Below are 20,104 nucleotides of genomic sequence, written 5' to 3'. Positions count from 1 at the left end.
CATGGCGACTGCATCGAGGAAGGCCGTTGCATTGGCAGCCGCGGCGCTGGTGTTGACGTCGTGCACGCGTCTGACCGACGGCCACCCGATGGCCTCACAGGATCTGTTGGCGGCGGCGAAAACCGGAGAGCTGAAATGCAATCCGGTCGATGCACCACTGGTCACCGTGCCACGGGTGGACGCCGACGAGCCCACCATCAAGATTCCCCAGCCTCCGGGCTGGGATCGCATCGAGGGCCGCGACAACGACCTGCTGCGCTACACGATGACCAACAAGAACCTGCAGAACGGCAACTTCAGCCCCACGATCGTGATTGCGTTGGAAAGTGTGGCCGAGGCGATGACGCCGGACGACGTGTTCGCCGCGCAGCGTAAGTCGATCTCCACCCTTGGCGTGCCCGAAAGTGCCATGAAGGTCGACAACATCAAGATCTGCGGTCTGCCGGCGCAGACCGTGAATTACCAATTACCGCAGATGGGTGTGCTGCAACCACATCCGGCGACCGCGCTGTTCGTGGCCTACCGCAGCAAGCTGCGGACGTACTGCGCGGGGCTGACGGTGCAGACGACGGCACCCGACAACCCCATCTACAAGCGGGATTCCGAGATGATGGTGTCAGGCTTCCAGGTGTTGCCGGTGCAGCACCCTTAGGGCGCGCCTCAGTGCATCGCGATGGTGGCCTGCGCGTCGATGATCTTGTTGATGTCGGTCAACGAGCTCATGTCGCGGTACAAGGAGTCGGCGTTGATCTGCAGCACGAACGCGCCGCCAGGGGCGGGCACCGTCACCGTCTTCTGCGTGATGGCCCGGCGCCGGCCGTCCTTGACGTAGGACCCGCCCAGGGACACCGACGGGAATCCGTTGAGGTTCCCGCGGGTGACGCTGCCGACCGGCTCGTACTCGGAGAGATTCTGCAATTCGCTGGGCGCGAATTCGAGCAGCTTGTCGGTGTCCACGTCACCGACGAGCTTCGAGATCAACGAGATGGCCGACGGCGGATCCGTCGGGGTCACACTGTCGTTGACGATCGCCGAATAGGCCCATGCCGGGGTGCGGGTTCCGGCGTCGGCCCACGGCGGCGGGGTGGGCATGGTGAACACCGGCGCACCGGCGTCCCCGCGGTGGATGGATATTTCGGCGAACTTGTTGTCGTGGATGTAGTCGGCGATGGTGTATGAGTGGCCGGGCGGCTGCGACGGGGTGGACGCTGCCGTGAGACTCGGGGCGGACGCCGCCGTGGTGGTGTCCGGACCTGAGGTCGGTTGGTTGCCGCCGGACGTCACCGCCAGGGTGACACCGCCGACGAGCAGCACGACTGCGGCGATCGCGCCCGCGATCAGCAGCACCTTGCGCTTGCCCCGCGGCTTCTTCCGCGGCGCGATGAAAGGCGGTGGCGGCGGACCGAAGGTGGTCGACGGTGGCGGCATCGGGTTTATCGGACGTTTGCGGTGCGGCTCGGCAACCGCCCAGGGGGGCTCTGCTGGTGGCGCCGGCCACGGAGAGTGTGGATTCGACGGGGGCATCGGCCGCGGCGGCACGGGCATCGGCCGCGATACCGCGTGCGGTGTAGCCATCGGACCTACCGCAGGCGGGCGGGCGAGTGCCGGCATCTTGAGTGTCGCAGTGGTGCTCGCGGCGGCTTCGGCCAGCGCGGTGGCGAAGTCGTGGCAGCTGTCGTAGCGGTCCTTGGGATCTTTGGCCAACCCTTTGGCCATCACGGGATCAAATACGGTCAGTTCAGGTTTGGTCGCGGCAAGTTTGGGAACCGGTGAGCTCAGGTGGTGGCTGATGACTACTGCCGGGTTGCTGTGTGCATATGGCGGTGACCCGGTGAACAGCCGGTAGGCGGTGGCGGCCAGCGAGTATTGGTCGGCCCGGCCGTCCAGCATCTGGCCCAGCAGCTGTTCGGGCGCGGTGTAAGACATCGAGCCCACCGTGATGTTGGTGGAGGTCAGCCCGTTGACCTCGTCGGCCCGGCGCGCGATGCCGAAGTCGGTCAACATGATGCGGCGCTTGGTGCCTTGGTTGCCGGTGATGAGGATGTTGGCCGGCTTGACGTCGCGATGCAGTAGCTTGCGCTGGTGCGCGTAGTCCAGCGCGTCGCCCACCGCGGCTATGATCTCGATCACATCGTCGGCTGGCATTCCGGACGGATAGACGTCGTGGAGCAACCGGGCGGCGTCGTGGCCGTCGACGTAGTCCATCGAGATCCACAACCGGTCCTCGAACTCACCCCGGTCGTGCACACCGACGATGTGCGGATGCCACAGCGTGGCCGCCATGTCGGCTTCGAGGATAAACCTCTGACGGAACTCGTTGTCCGCGCTAACGGTCTGAGGAAGCACCTTGAGGGCATCCTCGCGCGGCAGCCGGGGGTGGGCAGCTAGATACACCTCACCCATGCCGCCGATGCTCACCAACCTGACGATGGTGAACCCCGCGAAGACCTGACCGCTTGCCAACGGCATGCGCGCAGAATACCGGTCCAGCGGCAGTCGCCACGACTTTGTCGGCCTACGGCGACCGGGAGTCAGGAAGTAGCCATGCCGAGCCGCGGGCGCAGTCGTAGCGTGGAGTCGTGAGCCAACCCAGAAACGATGGTCGCCGGCAGCCCGGCTCCGGCGATCTCCCTCGCACGGTCGGTGAGCTGCGCGCATCCGGGCATCACGAGCGGGGGGTGAAGGCCGAAATCCGGGAGAACCTGCTGGCCGCCCTTGCGGACCGGCGAGACGTGTGGCCCGGCATCCTCGGCTTCGACGACACCGTGATTCCGCAACTGGAACGGGCGCTGATCGCCGGACACGACGTGGTGCTGCTCGGGGAGCGCGGCCAGGGCAAAACCCGGCTGCTGCGGGCGCTGACCGGGCTGCTCGACGAGTGGACGCCGGTGATCGCCGGCGCCGAGTTGGGCGAGCACCCGTACAGCCCGATCACCCCGGAATCGATCCGCCGCGCTGCCGATTCCGGCGAGGACCTGCCGATCGAATGGCGGCACCGCAGCGAGCGTTACACCGAGAAGCTCGCCACCCCTGACACCAGCGTCGCTGACCTGGTCGGTGACATCGATCCGATCAAGGTCGCCGAGGGCCGTAGCCTCGGCGATCCGGAAACCATCGCCTACGGTCTGATTCCCCGCGCGCACCGCGGCATCGTGGCCGTCAACGAGCTGCCCGACCTCGCCGAGCGGATCCAGGTGGCGATGCTCAATGTCATGGAGGAACGCGACATCCAGGTGCGTGGCTACACCCTGCGGCTGCCGTTGGACGTACTCGTCGTCGCCAGCGCCAACCCGGAGGACTACACCAACCGCGGTCGCATCATCACCCCGCTCAAGGACCGGTTCGGCGCCGAGATCCGCACGCACTATCCGCTGGAAATCGAATCGGAGATCGGCGTGATCCGCCAGGAGGCACACCTGGCGGCCGAGGTGCCGGAGTACCTGCTGGGTGTGCTCGCCCGGTTCGCCCGCAATCTGCGTGAATCGAGTTCGATCGACCAACGCTCCGGGGTGTCGGCGCGGTTCGCGATCGCGGCGGCCGAGACGGTCGCGGCGTCGGCTCGGCATCGCGCGGCGATCCTGGGCGAGGACGACCCGGTGGCGCGCGTTGTGGACCTCGCCACGGTGATCGACGTGTTGCGCGGCAAGCTGGAGTTCGAGACCGGCGAGGAGGGTCGCGAGCAGGCGGTGTTGGAGCATCTGCTCCGACGGGCCACCGCCGACACCGCGCAACGGCTGCTCGGCGGCATCGACGTCGGCCCGGTGGTGGTCGCGGTCGAGGAAGGCTCCCCGGTGACCACCGGCGAGCGGGTCTCGGCCAAGGACGTGTTGGCGGCACTGCCTGCGCTGCCTGCCCTGGATGCGGTGGCCGCTCGCCTGGGCGCCCGGTCCATAGGGCAACGGGCTGCGGCGGTCGAGCTCGCGTTGGAAGCGCTGTACCTGGCCAAGCGCATCGACAAGGTGAGTGGGGAGGGGGAAACCGTCTATGGGTAGTGGCCACGCTGCCGGTGGGCACGGGCACACCTCGCGGTACTCCCGCTACACCGGCGGGCCGGATCCGCTGGCGCCGCCGATCGATTTGCGCGACGCGCTCGAGCAGATTGGTCAGAGCGTGATGGAGGGTAGCTCGCCGCGCCGCGCGTTCTCAGAGCTGCTGCGCCGCGGTACGCGCGATATGCGCGGCACCGACCGGCTGGCCGCCGAGGCGAACCGGCGACGACGGGAACTGCTGCAGCGCAACAACCTCGACGGCACGTTGCGGGAGATCAAGAAGCTGCTCGATGAGGCTGTGCTCGCCGAGCGTAAGGAGCTGGCTCGCGCTCTGGACGACGACGCGCGGTTCGGCGAACTGCAGCTCGATTCTTTGTCGCCGTCACCGGCCAAGGCTGTGCAAGAGCTCTCGGAGTACTCGTGGCGCTCACCCGAGGCGCGCGAAAAGTATGAGCAGATCAAGGATCTGCTCGGTCGAGAGCTGCTCGATCAGCGCTTCGCCGGTATGAAAGAGGCGTTGGAGAACGCGACCGACGAGGATCGTCAGCGCGTCAACGACATGCTCGACGATCTGAATGACTTGCTGGACAAGCACGCTCGCGGTGAGGACACCGAGCAGGACTTTCAAGATTTCATGGCCAAGCACGGCGAGTTCTTTCCGGAGAACCCGGCCAACGTCGACGAGTTGCTCGACTCGCTGGCGCAGCGGGCGGCCGCCGCTCAGCGCTTCCGCAACAGCCTCTCGCCGCAGCAGCGTGCCGAGCTGGACGCCCTTGCCGAGCAGGCTTTCGGATCGCCGTCGCTGATGAACGCCCTGAACCGGCTCGACGCGCATCTGCAGGCAGCCCGCCCCGGCGAGGATTGGACAAGTGCGCAGCGGTTCTCCGGCGACAACCCCATGGGCATGGGGGAGAGCACGCAAGCGCTGGCCGACATCGCCGAGCTGGAGCAGTTGGCCGACGCGTTGTCGCAGAGCTATTCCGGGGCCACGATGGAGGACGTCGACCTCGATGCGCTGGCCCGGCAACTCGGCGACCAGGCCGCCGTCGATGCCCGCACTCTGGCAGAGCTGGAACGGGCACTGGTCAATCAGGGCTTCCTGGATCGCGGATCCGACGGGCAGTGGCGGCTCTCGCCCAAGGCCATGCGTCAGCTCGGGCAGGCGGCGTTGCGGGATGTGGCACAGCAACTTTCGGGACGGCACGGGGAACGCGACACACGCCGCGCCGGGGCGGCCGGCGAGCTGACCGGGGCCACCCGGCCGTGGCAGTTCGGCGATACCGAACCGTGGAACGTCACCAGGACCGTGACCAACGCCGTGCTGCGCCAAGCCGGCAGGCGGGCGGACGGCCCAGCGGTGCCGATTCAAGTCGCGGTTCAGGATGTCGAGATCTCCGAGACCGAGACGCGCACCCAAGCATGCGTGGCGCTGCTGGTGGACACGTCGTTCTCGATGGTGATGGAGAACCGCTGGCTGCCGATGAAGCGCACCGCGCTGGCTTTGAATCATCTGGTCAGCACCCGGTTTCGGTCGGATGCCCTGCAGATCATCGCGTTCGGCCGCTATGCCCGCACCCTGAGTGCCGCTGAATTGACTGCGCTGGAAGGGGTTTACGAGCAGGGCACCAACCTGCATCACGCGCTGGCCCTGGCGTCGCGGCACCTGCGTCGTCACCCCAATGCGCAGCCCGTGGTGCTTGTGGTCACCGACGGTGAGCCGACTGCGCATCTCGAAGGATTCGGCGGCGCTGGGGCTGATTCCGCGTCAGCGCCGGAGGTGTTCTTCGACTACCCACCGCATCCCCGCACCATCGCCCACACCGTGCGGGGTTTCGACGAGGTCGCTCGGCTGGGTGCCCAGGTGACGATCTTCCGGCTCGGCAGTGATCCCGGGTTGGCCCGCTTCATCGACCAGGTGGCCCGACGCGTCGCAGGTCGCGTGGTTGTGCCGGATCTCGACGGTCTCGGCGCCGCGGTCGTCGGCGACTATCTGCGGTCCCGCCGGCACTAGCCGGTTCGTGCCCGCCAGACCGTTCGCCGGACGAGTTCGTGTACTGCCATGAGCGCGTGCAGTGGACCCCACTCGGCGGGGATGTAGTCGCGTGCCCGGACCAATCGGGCTGCCAATTCCGGCGATTCGTCGCGCAGGATGTACCGGGCACGCCGAGCATGAAAAGTGTTCGACGCGATCTTGATGGCCGGGGCATCGGCCAGCAGGGGAATCGAATTGGTGATGTTCTCCACCGTCGTCCGCGATTGGTCGTCGAGACGGATGTTGACAGCAGGAACTCCGAGTGACACGACGGCGTAGTTGGCCATCATCTGGGCTTCCGAAAGCGCCGACCGCACGGCTCCGCCGGAGAATACGAACCGCGCATGCGACGGGTCCGTAGAACGCACAGCGATGCGCACTCGCCAACGGTGCAGGGCAGGTGACGGGCAGCCGAGAACAAGAACGGCCTCACCGGCGGCTATCCGACGAGGATCTAGACCGTCGGACGGCAGGGCTTCCCGAGATGCCCGCCATGTTCGCCACTCACACCATGCCAGCCCCGCACAGGCCGCGACCGTGACGACACGGAGGTTTCTGCTCCAGGTGCTCATTGCGCCATTATCGTGCGCCCATTTCGCCGAAAGTGTCGCGCAGACGCGCTCAGCGACATTCTCGTCGAATTCGCGGCGGGATGCCTAGGCTGGAGCCACGACGCGTCCAAGTCCGGAGAGGGGATGCATGTCTCAGGTGGCAGAGCCGGAACCCGACGATCAGACCAACGAGCCGACTGAAATCACCTTCGACGAACACTTGCACCCAGCCCGGCCTCGGGCGTTGCGGTTTCGTCCGAGGGTCAAGGCGCCGTTCATCCGCCGTTCGGTGGCCCAGGACGGGCCCGCCACGGGTGACAACCCGGCGTATGTGTCGTGGCTGCTGAGCCAGTCGATGCTGGCCGACGCCAACGAGATCAGCCAGCAGTTCTCCGGCCAGGGTTCGATGTGGCAGAACCCGTACGCCACGCCCAGCCCGCGGGGCGCCGTCGACACCGCGGCGGTGTGGTTCACTGCCTATCCGCTTTCGCTGATCACCCGGCCGGGGCAGTCGTTTCTCAAGGCCATGGCCGATGAGGACATGTGGAAGGCGTTCGCCGAGATCGGTGTTGACGCCATCCACACGGGTCCGGTCAAACGGGCGGGTGGCATATCGGGCTGGCAGCTGACGCCGAGCGTCGACGGGCACTTCGACCGCATCAGCACCCAGATCGACCCGGCCTTCGGCACCGAGGAGGAGTTCCGGCAGATGTGTGGGACCGCCAACTGGTACGGCGGCACCATCATCGACGACATCGTGCCCGGCCACACCGGCAAGGGTGCGGACTTCCGGTTGGCCGAGATGAAGTACGCCGACTATCCCGGCATCTACCACATGGTCGAGGTCGACCCGCTGGACTGGGACCACCTGCCCGACGTGCCGCACGGGCGCGACTCGGTCAACATCGACACCGTGACCGAGGACTGGCTCGACAAGGCCGGGTACATCATCGGGCGGCTGCAGCGGGTGATCTTCTACGCCGAGGGTGTCAAGGAAACCAATTGGAGTGTCACGCGACCGGTGGTGGGCATCGACGGCGTCGAGCGGCGCTGGGTGTATCTGCACTACTTCAAGGATGGGCAACCGTCGATCAACTGGCTGGACCCGTCGTTCGCCGGCATGCGGCTGGTGATCGGCGATGCGTTGCATTCCCTGACCGATCTGGGTACCGGTGGGCTTCGGTTGGATGCCAATGGTTTTCTCGGCGCGGAGAAGACCGCGGCCGAGGACAGTACGGCCTGGTCGGAGGGGCACCCGCTCTCGGAGGCGGCCAACCATTTGATCGCGAGCATGGTCCGCAAGGTCGGCGGGTTCACCTTCCAGGAACTGAACCTGACCATTGACGACATCCGCGAGATCGGGCAGGCCGGCGCAGACTTGTCGTACGACTTCATCAACCGCCCGGCCTACCAGCACGCGCTGGCGACGGGCGACACCGAGTTCCTGCGGCTGACCCTGCGGACCACCCTCGAACTCGGGGTCGAGCCGGCATCGCTGGTGCATGCGTTGCAGAACCACGACGAGCTGACCTATGAACTCGTGCACTGGTCGACCGGCCACCGCGACGACATCTACACCTTCCGGGGTGAAGAGGTCACCGGGGAAGCCCTCGGCGACATCATCCGTGGCGACCTCACCGAGAAACTGACCGGTGAAAATGCGCCGTACAACTTGGTTTTCACCACCAACGGTATCGCCTGCACCACGGCCACCGTCATCGCCGCCGCGCTTGGCATCACGGATCTGGACGAGATCGACGCCGCCGGAGGCGAGCGAAGCGACGGGGTGTCTGTGGACCAGATCCGGCGCGCGCACCTGCTGCTGGCGATGTTCAATGCGCTGCAGCCGGGCGTGTTCGCGCTGTCCGGCTGGGATATGTGCGGGATGCTGACGCTTCCGGTGGCCGACGTGGAAGCACTTCTGCACGGCGGAGATACGCGCTGGATTCACCGGGCCGCGCATGATCTGATGGGCCACAACCCGACGGCGACCCGATCGATCGCCGGAATGCCGAGGGGGAGAAGCCTTTACGGGTCGATCCCGGAGCAGCTGGTCGACGAGACCAGCTTTCTGCGACAGCTCCAGGCCATCCTCCGCGTCCGCAAGCACTACGAGATCGCCACCAGTCGCCAGGTCGACATTCCCGAGGTGTCCCATCGCGGCATGCTGGTGCTCGTTCACGAGTTGGCCAACGGTGACCACCAACTCACGGTGCTCAACTTCGCGAACGAGGACATCGCGGGTACCGTGCGCTCGAAGGCGCTGCCGCCTGGGGCGTCGGTGTCGGACATGTTCACCGGCAAGACGCTGGCCACCGTTGACGATCTGCACAGCTTCGCCATCGAAATGCCTGCCCACCATGGCATGTCGCTTTTGGTGGACGGATTGCCTACGCCGCGGGGCGAAGTCGGGCAGTGATGCCGCCGAGGTCGAAGGCGAACATGTCGGGCCGGAAGACGTGGCCGCCGAGCATCGAAGCCAGCCATCGAGAATCCACCGACCGCTCGGCCGTTGTACTCGGCGTACGTACGGAAGTTCGCCTCGATCCTCTCGGAACAGATGGCCCTTATGAGATCGATCAGCCGGCCGTCAGGACGCCAGCGCGAGCGGGCGGGCCTCGCCGTCGGTACCGACAATACGGTCGACGGCGTGGCCGAACCGGTGCTCGATGCGGTCCATGAGATGGTGGAACTGGGCTGCATCCGAGATATCGGCGGTGATCGCGATGATCTGAGATGCGCTGTAGCCATGCATGATTCGGGTTAGGGGCGCTGGGTGGCGGGCTGTGACGGCGACCCGACACCCGGCCTGTAGCAGGCGGCGGGCGGTGTCGCGGCCGGTGTCCGTATCCGCGTCGAGGACCAGGACGACTTCGCTGCTGCGGGGCTGTGTCGACATCGTTTCTCCTTCGCGTTCGGATGTTTTCAGCTAACCGCCGTCACCTTGGCGGCCGATGAGAAGCCGATGTGATGTGCACTTGAATTGTGGGAGGGGATTCGCCCGTTGTAGACGTGCGGCACCCGGGGAATCGGGCCGAGTGCCGCACGCCCGGCCCTCGGGGGGAAGGGCCTTCCACCGGAATGAACGCGGTGGATGGCGCGATACGCGGCCGGACACAACGTCTTGTCCAGCAACGGATTCCGAGCGGATGGCGAGCCGTGGAAAATCCAGCCTACGAGTGCGCACTGGGCGGCTGGTGAGCGTTGGCTGGGAAATCGATGTGGTGCCGTAGTCGTCGGTTTGCGAGCGGCTGTCGGCAAAGTTTGTACTGGATTCGGCCGATATGCCGGCGAGTGGTCGCTACAACCTGCAACCGCTGATCGGTATGTGACGCAGAAAGAGCGGCCCGTTTGGGTGTCGTTATTCTTCGATTTGGTTGCGTCGCTTCTTGCGTTTGATCCCGACGCTGCCCCACAGTGAGAAGCCGCGGATATGTACCCGCGGGGCGCCGGGGGCACCCTCGCCGTTGACCGAATGGGCGAAGCTTCCCATAACAGCGTGCCCACCGATATCCACATTCACTTCCGGCGGCACCAGAATGGTCTGCCCGCCGCAAATCGAATAGGACCGGATTTCGACATCAGGTGCGGTGAAATCGGCGTAGCGCATATCGACAACACCGCCGCCGAAAAGCGTGAATGTGGTGAGTCTCTTCGGCACATTCCAGCGGCCGCGGCGCTCGAATCCACTCATGATGGCCAGCAGTAGAGTCGATGGTGCGGGATGGCAGGCACCATTGGGACACGGAATAACGCCGAGCAGATCATTGCTCAACCGGGCCAAATCGTCATACGTCTGCGCGGAGTAAGCCTTGGTCAACCGGTCCTCGTACTCCGTCATGGGCAGTCGACCTGTGGCCGCCGCGTCAGTGAGCAGCTGCGCCACCTGAATCCGATCGGTGTCGGCAGCTCGCGTCGAGCGGTTCTGCGGCGCTGAAGTGCTCATCAGGCACGAGCCTACGACGAACGTCGGTACATGCAAGACGGTTGACCAAACTGTGCCGTCGGTCTCAGCAGCGAACCGGGAACCTGTCAATACTTTTATTGGGCTGAACTGAGGTGATCCCGGAAAGTTGTGGCGCCGACCGCATTATCGGGGACCAAATTGGCACCTGATTTGTAACCTGCGACAATGCGGCCGCCGAGCGTGAGTCTGACCACACGACGCCTGCTCGCCCGTGCCGCAAGGTACATACGACCCAATTCGTCATGATCGCGCACCTCGGGACCGCCGATATCGGCCACCCGACCGGCTGGCGCGGAATCGACCAATTCGACCAATCTGGCAGCGACGTCCCGGGTGCTGATCGGTTGGAACCGCACACCCCGCAGGGCGCACAGCACCGGCGAGAATCGCTGGACGGCGAAGATCTTCTCGATCAGTTCGTGGAACTGCGTCGCGCGCACGACCGTGTGGCCGATGTCCGAAGCTGCCAGTGCCTCCTCGGCCCGCAGCTTGGCCTTGTAGTAGGGCAGCGGGATGCGGTCGATCCCGACGATCGAGATGTACACGAGATGCTCGATGCCGGCTCGGTCGGCTGCGGCGATCAGGTTCTCCGTGGCCCTGACGTCCTTGTTGCCGGTGGGCTGAGTCGCGCAGTGGACGACGACGTCGACGCCGTCGAGCGCGGCGTCCAGTCCGGTCCCCGCGCTGAGATCGCCCTGACACCAATGCACGCCGGTGTATCCGATGTGCTTGTGGCGGCTCAGGGCCCGGACGGAATGACCGGCGGCCGTCACCTCCGGCACCACGTGGTGGCCGAGCGTTCCGGTGGCGCCGGTGACCAATACGCACCGAGGCATGCTCTCCAGGCTAGATGCGTGGAGGAAAAACGACACCCCCGCGGAACTGCCTCGTCGAACCGGACGAGGACCAGTAGCTGCCCCGGGACCCGGTCAGCCCTTGTTGACCGTGTTGTTGCTGCCGGTGTTCGTAACCTTCGGGTCGCCGGCCTTGTAGGTCACGGTGTTGTTGAACCCGAGCACGGCCAGATCTTTGTCGATCTGCTCGAAGGTGATCTTGTTGTCCGAACCGCCGATGTTGACGCTGGCGCACGTGCCTTTGACGGTCAGGGTGTTGTTGGTACCACCGACAGTGAGTGATTTGCCGTTGGCGCAATCGATGTCGGCAGTCGTCCCGACGGACGCGTAGTTGATCGTGTTGCCGATTTCGACGTTGAGACCCGAACTGCCGGCTGTCGCTGACGGCGAAGAGTTGTTCTTGTTGTCCGAGCTGCCGCATGCGGACAGCGCGCAAACCGTGGCACCCGCCGCAACGACGCCGATGATCCCGGTGATGTAGCTATGCATGTTCTCTCACTTTCCGATCACGCGACGGTGTTGCCCTTCGGTCTAATCCGGTGTCACGACATCTGATGCAGGGAAGCGTACGTTGCGATGCCACCGCTTCGGCGGCTCTTGGTCGGTTCGGTGTGCCTGGGTGATTAGTCGCGTGAGTTCACAGTGCTCGGTAGCGTGTTGTCCGATGCGTCGGCGTGTTGTGGAGGCTGCTGCCGTGGCGGTCACCGCGATCGTGACTGTCGCGGGGTGCTCGCACATCGTCAGCGGGACGGCGCAGCGGGCCGACGCCGGTAGCGCGGGCTCGGACCGTGGTTACGGATATGTCGATGACCGATGCGGTCTGTTGGGCGACACCTCGGTCCAGGAATTTCTCAAGGCGGACAACATCGTCCGTCCCTACAGCGGCGCGGTCTGTCAGTACGTGCTGTCGCGCAGGGGCGGGCCGAACGCTGCGCCGCTGATGCTCGACGTGGTGTTCTCGTGGTTCGAATCGGGATCTCTTGAGCGTGAGCATGCGGTGGCCCAAGATCGGAAAGCGCAGATCACCGACATTGTCGTCGACCGCCATCAGGCATTCCTGGCGCGCCGTGACGTTACCGGCGCGGCGTGCTCCGCCACCGCAGCGGCGGGTTCGGGCGTGCTCAGCTGGTGGGTGCAGTACCGCGGCCAGAATGGCGGCGATCCGTGCCAGGACGCTCAGATGCTGTTGTCCAAGACGTTGCAGGCGGAGCTCTGACCATGGTTACGCGCACCGTGATCGCAGGTGCCGCTTTCGGTGCGCTGGTGCTGGTGGCGTGTGGAACGTCGGAGCGCCCGGACTTGCCGCCGGCGGCCGTAGCCGGCGGCGGCTTCCACGCCACGGACTGCAACGGCGTCACCGATGCCGACGTGACCAAGGCCGCCGGTCCGATGTTCACCAAGACCGTGGTCAACGACTCGGGCTGCTTCTGGCAGGAGAACACCGTGCTCGGCACCTTCGGTGCTGGCATGGGCATCTCCACCTGGTGGTACCGGGGGAGTGACATGGACACCGAGCGGGCGCTGGAAGAACACGCCGGGCGCACGCTGACCGAGCTGTCCCTCAACGGGAACAAAAGCTTCAAAGCGGCCGACGCGAACGTCTGCAGCATCTATGTCAGCAAGGGCGCTGACGTCATCACCTGGTCGATCCAGTCGATGAACCCCGCCGTCTTGCCGGATCTGTGCACGATCACCGAGCAACTCGCCCAAGTCAGCCAGGGCCGCGTGAACTGAAACGACGAGTCGGACGGACTACAGTTTCACGGCCGACATCATCTCGATGCTGAACACCGTGGCTCAGGGGCGTACCCGCGAGGACGCCATCGTGGCGATGGCCAGCGCCTATCGCAGCTGTGCCCACCACCATCCCGGCCGGTATTCGGCGTTCACCCGGATGCTGTTGCACTCGGCGTCTGGTATGGAGCGGCGATAGGCGTAGGCTCTGACCTGCGATTAGTCGACTGCGTACGAGTTTGGTTCGGCGCGGTCGGCCCTGGTATTGTGGTGGATCGTGCCTGGCCGGAAAGGCGCATGCGGCTGAGTGTTTTCGCAAGCGTGCCCGCACGCCGGGCTAATTTGCATGTCTAACACGTATCGGAATTATTCCGACGTGGGCGCGTGCGACACGCCCGGGCGCGGGGTACGTACCCGGGGGGAACCCGCAGTACAGAGACTTGAAGAACGACAGAGCAGCACAAAGCAACACACAGAAAGCCGGTACATGCCAACCATCAACCAGCTGGTCCGCAAGGGTCGCCGCGACAAGGTCGCGAAGGTCAAGACCGCGGCCCTCAAGGGCAGCCCGCAGCGCCGCGGCGTGTGCACCCGCGTGTACACCACCACCCCGAAGAAGCCGAACTCGGCGCTTCGTAAGGTTGCCCGCGTGAAGCTGACCAGCGGGGTTGAGGTCACCGCTTACATCCCGGGTGAGGGTCACAACCTGCAGGAGCACTCGATGGTGCTGGTGCGTGGCGGTCGTGTGAAGGACCTCCCCGGCGTCCGTTACAAGATCATCCGCGGGTCGCTGGACACCCAGGGTGTCAAGAACCGCAAGCAAGCCCGTAGCCGTTACGGCGCCAAGAAGGAGAAGAGCTGATGCCGCGCAAGGGTCCCGCGCCGAAGCGTCCGTTGGTCAACGATCCGGTCTACGGGTCGCAGCTGGTCACCCAGCTGGTCAACAAGGTCCTGCTGGACGGCAAGAAGTCGCTGGCCGAGCGCATTGTCTACGGTGCGCTGGAGCAGGCCCGCGACAAGACCGGCACCGATCCGGTCGTCACCCTCAAGCGTGCGCTCGACAACGTCAAGCCCGCTCTCGAGGTGCGTAGCCGCCGCGTCGGTGGCGCGACCTATCAGGTCCCGGTCGAGGTGCGCCCCGATCGCTCCACCACGCTGGCATTGCGCTGGCTGGTCAGCTTCTCCAAGGCCCGTCGCGAGAAGACCATGGTCGAGCGCCTCGCCAACGAGATCCTCGACGCCAGCAATGGCTTGGGTGCCGCGGTCAAGCGTCGCGAGGACACCCACAAGATGGCCGAAGCGAACCGGGCTTTCGCGCACTACCGCTGGTGATATCCGCGCCCGGCATCCAGAGTCGGGTGCCAGTGGGCGCGTAATCGAACACCTAATCAAGCAAGCGAAAGAGTGGGAAGACTTCCGTGGCACAGGACGTGCTGACTGACCTGAGCAAGGTCCGCAACATCGGCATCATGGCGCACATCGACGCCGGCAAGACGACGACGACCGAGCGCATCCTCTACTACACCGGCGTCAACTACAAGATCGGCGAGACGCACGACGGCGCCTCCACGACCGACTGGATGGAGCAGGAGCAGGAGCGGGGTATCACCATCACCTCCGCCGCTGTGACGTGCTTCTGGAACGGCAACCAGATCAACATCATCGACACCCCCGGGCACGTCGATTTCACCGTCGAGGTGGAGCGCTCGCTGCGCGTGCTCGATGGTGCGGTCGCCGTCTTCGACGGCAAGGAAGGCGTCGAGCCGCAGTCCGAGCAGGTGTGGCGACAGGCCGACAAGTACGACGTCCCGCGTATCTGTTTCGTCAACAAGATGGACAAGTTGGGCGCGGACTTCTACTTCACCGTGCAGACCATCAAGGACCGCCTCGGTGCCAAGCCGCTGGTGATCCAGCTGCCGATCGGTGCCGAGAACGACTTCGAGGGCATCGTCGACCTGGTCGAGATGAACGCCAAGGTGTGGCGTGGCGAGACCAAGCTCGGTGAGAGCTACGAGACCGTCGAGATTCCCGCGGAACTGGCCGAGCGGGCCGCCGAGTACCGTGCCGAGCTCCTCGATACCGTCGCCGAGACGGACGAGGCGCTGCTGGAGAAGTACCTGGGCGGCGAAGAGCTGACCATCGACGAGATCAAGGGCGCGATCCGCAAACTGACGGTATCCAGCGAGCTGTACCCGGTGCTGTGTGGCAGCGCGTTCAAGAACAAGGGCGTGCAGCCCATGCTCGACGCGGTCATCGACTACCTGCCGTCGCCGCTGGACGTCGAATCGGTCCGCGGCCACGCCCCGGGCAAGGAGGACGAGGAAATCCTGCGTCGTCCGTCCACCGACGAGCCGTTCGCCGCGCTGGCGTTCAAGATCGCCGTGCATCCGTTCTTCGGCAAACTGACCTACGTGCGTGTGTACTCGGGCAAGGTCGAGTCCGGCGCGCAGGTCATCAACGCCACCAAGGGCAAGAAGGAGCGTCTGGGCAAGCTGTTCCAGATGCACGCCAACAAAGAAAACCCAGTGGACACGGCCAGTGCGGGTCACATCTACGCGGTGATCGGTCTCAAGGACACCACCACCGGCGACACCTTGAGCGATGCGAACAACCAGGTCGTGCTGGAGTCGATGACCTTCCCGGACCCGGTCATCGAGGTGGCCATCGAGCCCAAGACCAAGAGTGACCAGGAGAAGCTGGGTACCGCGATCCAGAAGCTCGCCGAAGAGGATCCCACCTTCAAGGTGCACCTGGACCAGGAGACCGGCCAGACCGTCATCGGCGGCATGGGCGAGCTTCACCTGGACATCCTGGTGGACCGCATGCGCCGCGAGTTCAAGGTCGAGGCCAACGTCGGCAAGCCGCAGGTGGCCTACCGCGAGACCATCCGCCGCAAGGTGGAGAAGGTCGAGTTCACCCACAAGAAGCAGACGGGTGGCTCGGGCCAGTTCGCGAAGGTGCTCATCGACCTGGAGCCGTTCCACGGCGAGGACGGTGCGACCTACGAGTTCGAGAACAAGGTCACCGGTGGCCGCATCCCGCGTGAGTACATCCCGTCGGTGGATGCCGGTGCGCAGGACGCCATGCAGTACGGCGTGCTGGCCGGCTACCCGCTGGTGAACCTGAAAGTCACGCTGCTCGACGGCGCCTACCACGAGGTCGACTCCTCGGAAATGGCGTTCAAGGTCGCCGGCTCGCAGGTGCTGAAGAAGGCCGCGCAGGCCGCGCAGCCGGTCATTCTCGAGCCCATCATGGCTGTCGAGGTCATCACGCCTGAGGACTACATGGGCGAGGTGATCGGCGACTTGAACTCCCGCCGTGGTCAGATCCAGGCCATGGAGGAGCGCAGTGGTGCGCGCGTCGTCAAGGCGCAGGTGCCGCTGTCGGAGATGTTCGGCTACGTCGGCGACCTCCGGTCGAAGACCCAGGGCCGGGCGAACTACTCCATGGTGTTCGATTCGTACGCTGAAGTTCCGGCGAACGTGTCGAAGGAGATCATCGCGAAGGCGACGGGTCAGTAAAGCACTGAAGGCCGCTTGCGGCCGAGGCGCCAACTGAGCCGGAGTCGAGCAGTCGATCCGAGTGAAGGCGACGGGCCAGTGACCCGGTAGCCTCGCAGACCGCACAACTGAACACATCAATACTGCTTTAAGACAAAGCACCAACAAGTCCAGGAGGACACCACAGTGGCGAAGGCGAAGTTCGAGCGGACGAAGCCGCACGTCAACATCGGGACCATCGGTCACGTTGACCACGGCAAGACCACGCTTACTGCAGCAATCACCAAGGTTCTGCACGACAAGTACCCGGAGTTGAACGAATCGCGCGCATTCGACCAGATCGACAATGCGCCTGAGGAGCGTCAGCGCGGTATCACCATCAACATCTCCCACGTGGAGTACCAGACCGACAAGCGTCATTACGCCCACGTGGACGCCCCCGGTCACGCTGACTACATCAAGAACATGATCACCGGTGCGGCCCAGATGGACGGCGCCATCCTGGTGGTCGCCGCCACGGACGGCCCCATGCCGCAGACCCGCGAGCACGTGCTGCTGGCCCGCCAGGTGGGTGTGCCCTACATCCTGGTCGCGCTGAACAAGTCGGACGCGGTGGACGACGAAGAGCTCATCGAGCTCGTCGAGATGGAGGTCCGCGAGCTGCTGGCCGCGCAGGACTTCGACGAGGACGCCCCTGTCGTTCGGGTTTCGGCGCTCAAGGCGCTGGAAGGCGACGAGAAGTGGGTCAAGTCGGTTGAGGACCTGATGGACGCCGTCGACGAGTCGATCCCGGATCCGGTTCGTGAGACCGACAAGCCGTTCCTGATGCCCGTCGAGGATGTCTTCACCATCACCGGTCGTGGCACCGTGGTCACCGGCCGCGTCGAGCGTGGTGTGGTCAACGTCAACGAAGAGGTCGAGATCGTCGGCATCCGCCCGACCACGACCAAGACCACCGTCACCGGTGTCGAGATGTTCCGCAAGCTGCTCGACCAGGGCCAGGCCGGTGACAACGTCGGTCTGCTGCTGCGCGGCATCAAGCGTGAGGACGTCGAGCGTGGCCAGGTTGTGGTCAAGCCCGGCACCACCACCCCGCACACCGATTTCGAAGGCCAGGTCTACATCCTGTCCAAGGACGAGGGTGGCCGCCACACGCCGTTCTTCAACAACTACCGTCCGCAGTTCTACTTCCGCACCACCGACGTGACCGGTGTTGTGACGCTGCCGGAGGGCACCGAGATGGTCATGCCCGGTGACAACACCGACATCTCCGTCAAGCTGATCCAGCCCGTCGCCATGGATGAGGGCCTGCGCTTCGCGATCCGCGAGGGTGGCCGTACCGTCGGCGCCGGCCGGGTTACCAAGATCAACAAGTAGGCCCGCCTACGTGATCAACAAGTAGGCCCGCCTACGTGATCAACAAGTAGTTGTTGATCTGACGCTCGCAGAAAGCGGCGCTCACCTTCGGGTGGGCGCCGCTTTTGTTTGCCGGTTGCGAGCGGTGTAACGCCTGTGACTTCTGAGGCGACTTCCTAGGTAAGCTAGCTTTGTCTGTGGAAAAACAGGGGGTCGCTGTGTTCCATCGTCCGTTTGTGGCGGTATGTGCCGCTATCGGTGTCATGGGGCTGGCGGGCTTGTCCGCTGCTCCAGCGCATGCCGCCCCGGGATGTCCTGACGTGCACTGGATCGGTGCCGCCGGCTCGGGCGAGCGGAACAATCCGACGGCCAATGGCGGGATGGGCCGGGTGATCTACCAGTCCCTGCAGGATCTTTCCCGGCAGGTCCAACGCGACGGTCGCACCGTCACCGCCGAGGCGGTCAACTATCCGGCGGTGGCCGTACCCGATACGGGCAATCTGCTGGGCTGGGCCGGTTTCATGAACAGCGTCGATACCGGGGTCACCGCGTTGGCCAATCAGTACGCCGCCTTCACCCAGCAGTGCCCATCCACCAAGGTGGTGCTGGCCGGATACTCCCAAGGCGCGATGGTGGTGCACCGAAATCTGCAAACGCTCGCGAGCAGTCCGAATCTGGCCGCCGTGTTGTTGGTCGCCGATGGTGATCGGTTGCCGGCCGACCCGACGTACAACCTGGGTAGCGCTACCGCGGCGCAGGCCGGGGGAGGGATGGGAATGGCACAGCAGTGGCCGATCATGGCGCATGCGCCCACCTCCCCGCTGCCGCTGTCTGTCGGATCCCGCACGATCAGCGTGTGCGATGTGGGCGATCCAGTCTGCGATGCCATTTCAGATGACGACGATGTGACTCCTGCGGGCGTGGCGATTCACACGGGCTACGGTCGTTCGCGTGCCGGCGGGTACGCGTGGACCTGGCCGCTGTATCAACTGCTGGCTCCGACGGTGTCGGTCAGCCAGCTCACGCCTGTCGGACCGCCGATGTGACCGGTGCTCGCGGCTGAGTGGGCGATACTCTGACGGACAATTTCGCGTTGGCGTTCTGGGGAGGGCCAGATGATCGGGCGATATCTGAAGGCTCAGCTGTGGGTACTGCTCTGCGGCGGTCTGGTCGGGCCGATTTTTCTTGTCGTGTATTTCGCGATCGGCGAGGCGAGCTTGCTGCGGTGGATGTTCTGGACCGGTCTGCTCATCACCGCGGCGGATGTCCTGATAGCCCTGGCCATCACGAACTACGGCGCCAAGTCCGCGGCCAAGTCGCAGTTCTTGGAGCAGGATGGTGTCCTTGCGCTGGCCCAAGTCATCGGCATCGCCGAGACCGGCACTCAGATCAATGATCAGCCGTTGGTGAAGCTCGACCTGCGCATCGAAGGTCCTGGGCTGGCACCGTTCGAGAGTCGGGACCGCGTCATCGCCTCCGTGACGCGACTGCCGCTGATCACCGGACGCAAACTGGTCGTCCTGGTTGACCCTGCCACCAACGACTATCAAATCGATTGGCAACGAAGCGCTTTAGTAGGCGGACTGGTGCCGGCCCAGTTCACTGTGGACGAGGACCGCCGCACCTATGATCTGTCCGGACAAGCCGGCCCGCTGTTGGAGATCCTGCGGATCCTCAAGGCCAACAACGTACCGATGACCGGTGCCGTCGATATCAGGTCCAATCCTGTGGTGCGCCAACAAGTCATAAATGTGGTGCGCCGCACTACCGCGCAACAGACTCCACTCCCACCGACCATGCAGGCTCCCCAACCGTTGACCGCGCAACGGTTGCAGGAATTGGAGACGTTGCGCGCCACCGGTGTCATCACCGACGCCGAGTACTCAGCCAAGCGGCAGCAGATCATCGCGGAGCTATAGCAGTGGATCATTTGTGATCCGTAGCGGTGGTGACTATCGCTAAGTTGCTTCACCGGCTTTGCGCCGGACCAACAGCATCGGCAGGAGCAGCGTAGCCAGCGCCGTCACCAGCCGTCCGATTGCCGCGGAACCGAGAAAGACTGCCACCCGCACCAGGAAACGCACCATGCGGTCGATCGTATGTCCATGCGGGCGTGGTCTT

At 64.8% G+C, this 20,104-nt stretch carries 19 protein-coding genes and 2 pseudogenes; 13 read left to right on the top strand and 8 right to left on the bottom strand.

Features of this window, described 5'->3' with window-relative positions:
• Position 1 precedes the first annotated feature (1 nt).
• Entirely contained in the window at positions 2-652 is a 651-nt protein-coding gene (locus tag H276_RS0116115) for a hypothetical protein (protein WP_019972330.1), read from the top strand.
• Positions 653-660: 8 nt separating this feature from the next.
• On the opposite strand, the gene H276_RS0116110 is transcribed toward H276_RS0116115, so the two are convergent.
• Entirely contained in the window at positions 661-2,469 is a 1,809-nt protein-coding gene (locus tag H276_RS0116110; protein ID WP_026357066.1) for an LpqN/LpqT family lipoprotein, read from the bottom strand.
• A 110-nt stretch (positions 2,470-2,579) separates the two neighbouring features.
• On the opposite strand from H276_RS0116110, the gene H276_RS0116105 reads away from it, so the two are divergent.
• Both H276_RS0116105 and H276_RS0116100 read left to right on the top strand, forming a co-directional pair.
• Entirely contained in the window at positions 2,580-3,992 is a 1,413-nt protein-coding gene (locus H276_RS0116105) for a sigma 54-interacting transcriptional regulator (RefSeq protein WP_196807934.1), read from the top strand.
• Positions 3,985-6,000, top strand: a complete 2,016-nt coding sequence (locus H276_RS0116100; RefSeq protein WP_019972328.1) for a VWA domain-containing protein — start codon at positions 3,985-3,987, stop codon at positions 5,998-6,000. The genes H276_RS0116105 and H276_RS0116100 overlap by 8 nt, the downstream gene beginning before the upstream one ends.
• On the opposite strand, the gene H276_RS23115 is transcribed toward H276_RS0116100, so the two are convergent.
• Entirely contained in the window at positions 5,997-6,593 is a 597-nt protein-coding gene (locus H276_RS23115) for a YdcF family protein (RefSeq protein WP_081625487.1), read from the bottom strand. The genes H276_RS0116100 and H276_RS23115 overlap by 4 nt on opposite strands.
• Positions 6,594-6,720: 127 nt before the next feature.
• Here H276_RS23115 and treS point away from each other — a divergent pair, with 127 nt between their 5' ends.
• Positions 6,721-8,991 (top strand): maltose alpha-D-glucosyltransferase, encoded by a 2,271-nt coding sequence (treS, locus tag H276_RS0116090; protein ID WP_019972326.1) that lies wholly within the window; start codon positions 6,721-6,723, stop codon positions 8,989-8,991.
• Positions 8,992-9,041: 50 nt separating this feature from the next.
• On the opposite strand, the pseudogene H276_RS25340 reads toward treS, so the two are convergent.
• From H276_RS25340 to H276_RS0116070, 5 genes and pseudogenes are all read right to left on the bottom strand, one after another.
• Positions 9,042-9,119, bottom strand: a pseudogene (locus tag H276_RS25340) (hypothetical protein); the annotation flags it as partial.
• 43 nt (positions 9,120-9,162) lie between these two features.
• Entirely contained in the window at positions 9,163-9,471 is a 309-nt protein-coding gene (locus tag H276_RS0116085; protein ID WP_019972325.1) for an SDR family NAD(P)-dependent oxidoreductase, read from the bottom strand.
• Between the two features lie 462 nt (positions 9,472-9,933).
• Positions 9,934-10,518: a DUF1707 domain-containing protein gene (locus H276_RS0116080; RefSeq protein WP_019972324.1), complete on the bottom strand. Its 585-nt coding sequence runs from the start codon at positions 10,516-10,518 to the stop codon at positions 9,934-9,936.
• 95 nt (positions 10,519-10,613) lie between these two features.
• Positions 10,614-11,375 carry an SDR family oxidoreductase gene (locus H276_RS0116075; protein WP_019972323.1) on the bottom strand — a complete coding sequence of 254 codons (762 nt, stop codon included), beginning with the start codon at positions 11,373-11,375 and terminating at the stop codon, positions 10,614-10,616.
• Between the two features lie 93 nt (positions 11,376-11,468).
• A complete protein-coding gene (locus H276_RS0116070; RefSeq protein ID WP_019972322.1) occupies positions 11,469-11,882 on the bottom strand; it encodes a DUF3060 domain-containing protein in 414 nt (137 codons plus the stop codon).
• 175 nt (positions 11,883-12,057) lie between these two features.
• On the opposite strand from H276_RS0116070, the gene H276_RS0116065 reads away from it, so the two are divergent.
• The 9 genes and pseudogenes from H276_RS0116065 (at position 12,058) to H276_RS0116025 (ending at position 19,902) form a co-directional block, all read left to right on the top strand.
• Entirely contained in the window at positions 12,058-12,609 is a 552-nt protein-coding gene (locus H276_RS0116065; RefSeq protein WP_026357065.1) for a DUF3558 domain-containing protein, read from the top strand.
• Positions 12,610-12,611: 2 nt separating this feature from the next.
• Positions 12,612-13,127 carry a DUF3558 family protein gene (locus H276_RS0116060; RefSeq protein WP_019972320.1) on the top strand — a complete coding sequence of 172 codons (516 nt, stop codon included), beginning with the start codon at positions 12,612-12,614 and terminating at the stop codon, positions 13,125-13,127.
• Between the two features lie 34 nt (positions 13,128-13,161).
• Positions 13,162-13,296: pseudogene (locus H276_RS24185) on the top strand (TetR/AcrR family transcriptional regulator); the annotation flags it as partial.
• A gap of 318 nt (positions 13,297-13,614) precedes the next feature.
• Complete coding sequence (rpsL, locus tag H276_RS0116050) at positions 13,615-13,989, top strand: 30S ribosomal protein S12 (protein WP_003881867.1); 375 nt, start codon at positions 13,615-13,617, stop codon at positions 13,987-13,989.
• A complete protein-coding gene (gene rpsG / locus H276_RS0116045; protein WP_018601866.1) occupies positions 13,989-14,459 on the top strand; it encodes a 30S ribosomal protein S7 in 471 nt (156 codons plus the stop codon). Before rpsL ends, rpsG begins: the two co-directional genes overlap by 1 nt.
• 86 nt (positions 14,460-14,545) lie before the next feature.
• Entirely contained in the window at positions 14,546-16,648 is a 2,103-nt protein-coding gene (fusA, locus tag H276_RS0116040) for an elongation factor G (RefSeq protein WP_019972318.1), read from the top strand.
• Between the two features lie 165 nt (positions 16,649-16,813).
• A complete protein-coding gene (gene tuf, locus H276_RS0116035; RefSeq protein ID WP_019972317.1) occupies positions 16,814-18,004 on the top strand; it encodes an elongation factor Tu in 1,191 nt (396 codons plus the stop codon).
• 242 nt (positions 18,005-18,246) lie between these two features.
• Positions 18,247-19,029 carry a cutinase family protein gene (locus tag H276_RS0116030; protein WP_019972316.1) on the top strand — a complete coding sequence of 261 codons (783 nt, stop codon included), beginning with the start codon at positions 18,247-18,249 and terminating at the stop codon, positions 19,027-19,029.
• A 69-nt stretch (positions 19,030-19,098) separates the two neighbouring features.
• A complete protein-coding gene (locus tag H276_RS0116025) occupies positions 19,099-19,902 on the top strand; it encodes an SHOCT domain-containing protein (protein ID WP_019972315.1) in 804 nt (267 codons plus the stop codon).
• 39 nt (positions 19,903-19,941) lie between these two features.
• Here the strand turns inward: H276_RS0116025 and H276_RS25535 are convergent, their stop codons facing one another.
• The gene (locus tag H276_RS25535; protein WP_019972314.1) at positions 19,942-20,070 is read right to left on the bottom strand and encodes a hypothetical protein; all 129 of its coding nucleotides are present in this window, start codon (positions 20,068-20,070) and stop codon (positions 19,942-19,944) included.
• Positions 20,071-20,104 lie beyond the last annotated feature (34 nt).

This window comes from Mycobacterium sp. 141, assembly GCF_000382405.1.
Lineage (GTDB): Bacteria > Actinomycetota > Actinomycetes > Mycobacteriales > Mycobacteriaceae > Mycobacterium.
The sequence above is the reverse complement of the archived record's forward strand: the minus strand, read 5'-3'. Positions and strand labels throughout refer to the sequence as shown.

What these genes read in the sequence shown, in the direction of transcription:
- H276_RS0116115 (WP_019972330.1), top strand. Translation starts at nt 2, where the DNA reads ATGGCGACTGCATCGAGGAAGGCCGTTGCATTGGCAGCCGCGGCGCTG.
- H276_RS0116110 (WP_026357066.1), bottom strand. Translation starts at nt 2,469, where the DNA reads ATGCCGTTGGCAAGCGGTCAGGTCTTCGCGGGGTTCACCATCGTCAGG.
- H276_RS0116100 (WP_019972328.1), top strand. Translation starts at nt 3,985, where the DNA reads ATGGGTAGTGGCCACGCTGCCGGTGGGCACGGGCACACCTCGCGGTAC.
- H276_RS23115 (WP_081625487.1), bottom strand. Translation starts at nt 6,593, where the DNA reads ATGAGCACCTGGAGCAGAAACCTCCGTGTCGTCACGGTCGCGGCCTGT.
- treS (WP_019972326.1), top strand. Translation starts at nt 6,721, where the DNA reads ATGTCTCAGGTGGCAGAGCCGGAACCCGACGATCAGACCAACGAGCCG.
- H276_RS0116085 (WP_019972325.1), bottom strand. Translation starts at nt 9,471, where the DNA reads ATGTCGACACAGCCCCGCAGCAGCGAAGTCGTCCTGGTCCTCGACGCG.
- H276_RS0116080 (WP_019972324.1), bottom strand. Translation starts at nt 10,518, where the DNA reads ATGAGCACTTCAGCGCCGCAGAACCGCTCGACGCGAGCTGCCGACACC.
- H276_RS0116075 (WP_019972323.1), bottom strand. Translation starts at nt 11,375, where the DNA reads ATGCCTCGGTGCGTATTGGTCACCGGCGCCACCGGAACGCTCGGCCAC.
- H276_RS0116070 (WP_019972322.1), bottom strand. Translation starts at nt 11,882, where the DNA reads ATGCATAGCTACATCACCGGGATCATCGGCGTCGTTGCGGCGGGTGCC.
- H276_RS0116065 (WP_026357065.1), top strand. Translation starts at nt 12,058, where the DNA reads ATGCGTCGGCGTGTTGTGGAGGCTGCTGCCGTGGCGGTCACCGCGATC.
- H276_RS0116060 (WP_019972320.1), top strand. Translation starts at nt 12,612, where the DNA reads ATGGTTACGCGCACCGTGATCGCAGGTGCCGCTTTCGGTGCGCTGGTG.
- rpsL (WP_003881867.1), top strand. Translation starts at nt 13,615, where the DNA reads ATGCCAACCATCAACCAGCTGGTCCGCAAGGGTCGCCGCGACAAGGTC.
- rpsG (WP_018601866.1), top strand. Translation starts at nt 13,989, where the DNA reads ATGCCGCGCAAGGGTCCCGCGCCGAAGCGTCCGTTGGTCAACGATCCG.
- H276_RS0116030 (WP_019972316.1), top strand. Translation starts at nt 18,247, where the DNA reads ATGGGGCTGGCGGGCTTGTCCGCTGCTCCAGCGCATGCCGCCCCGGGA.
- H276_RS0116025 (WP_019972315.1), top strand. Translation starts at nt 19,099, where the DNA reads ATGATCGGGCGATATCTGAAGGCTCAGCTGTGGGTACTGCTCTGCGGC.
- H276_RS25535 (WP_019972314.1), bottom strand. Translation starts at nt 20,070, where the DNA reads ATGGTGCGTTTCCTGGTGCGGGTGGCAGTCTTTCTCGGTTCCGCGGCA.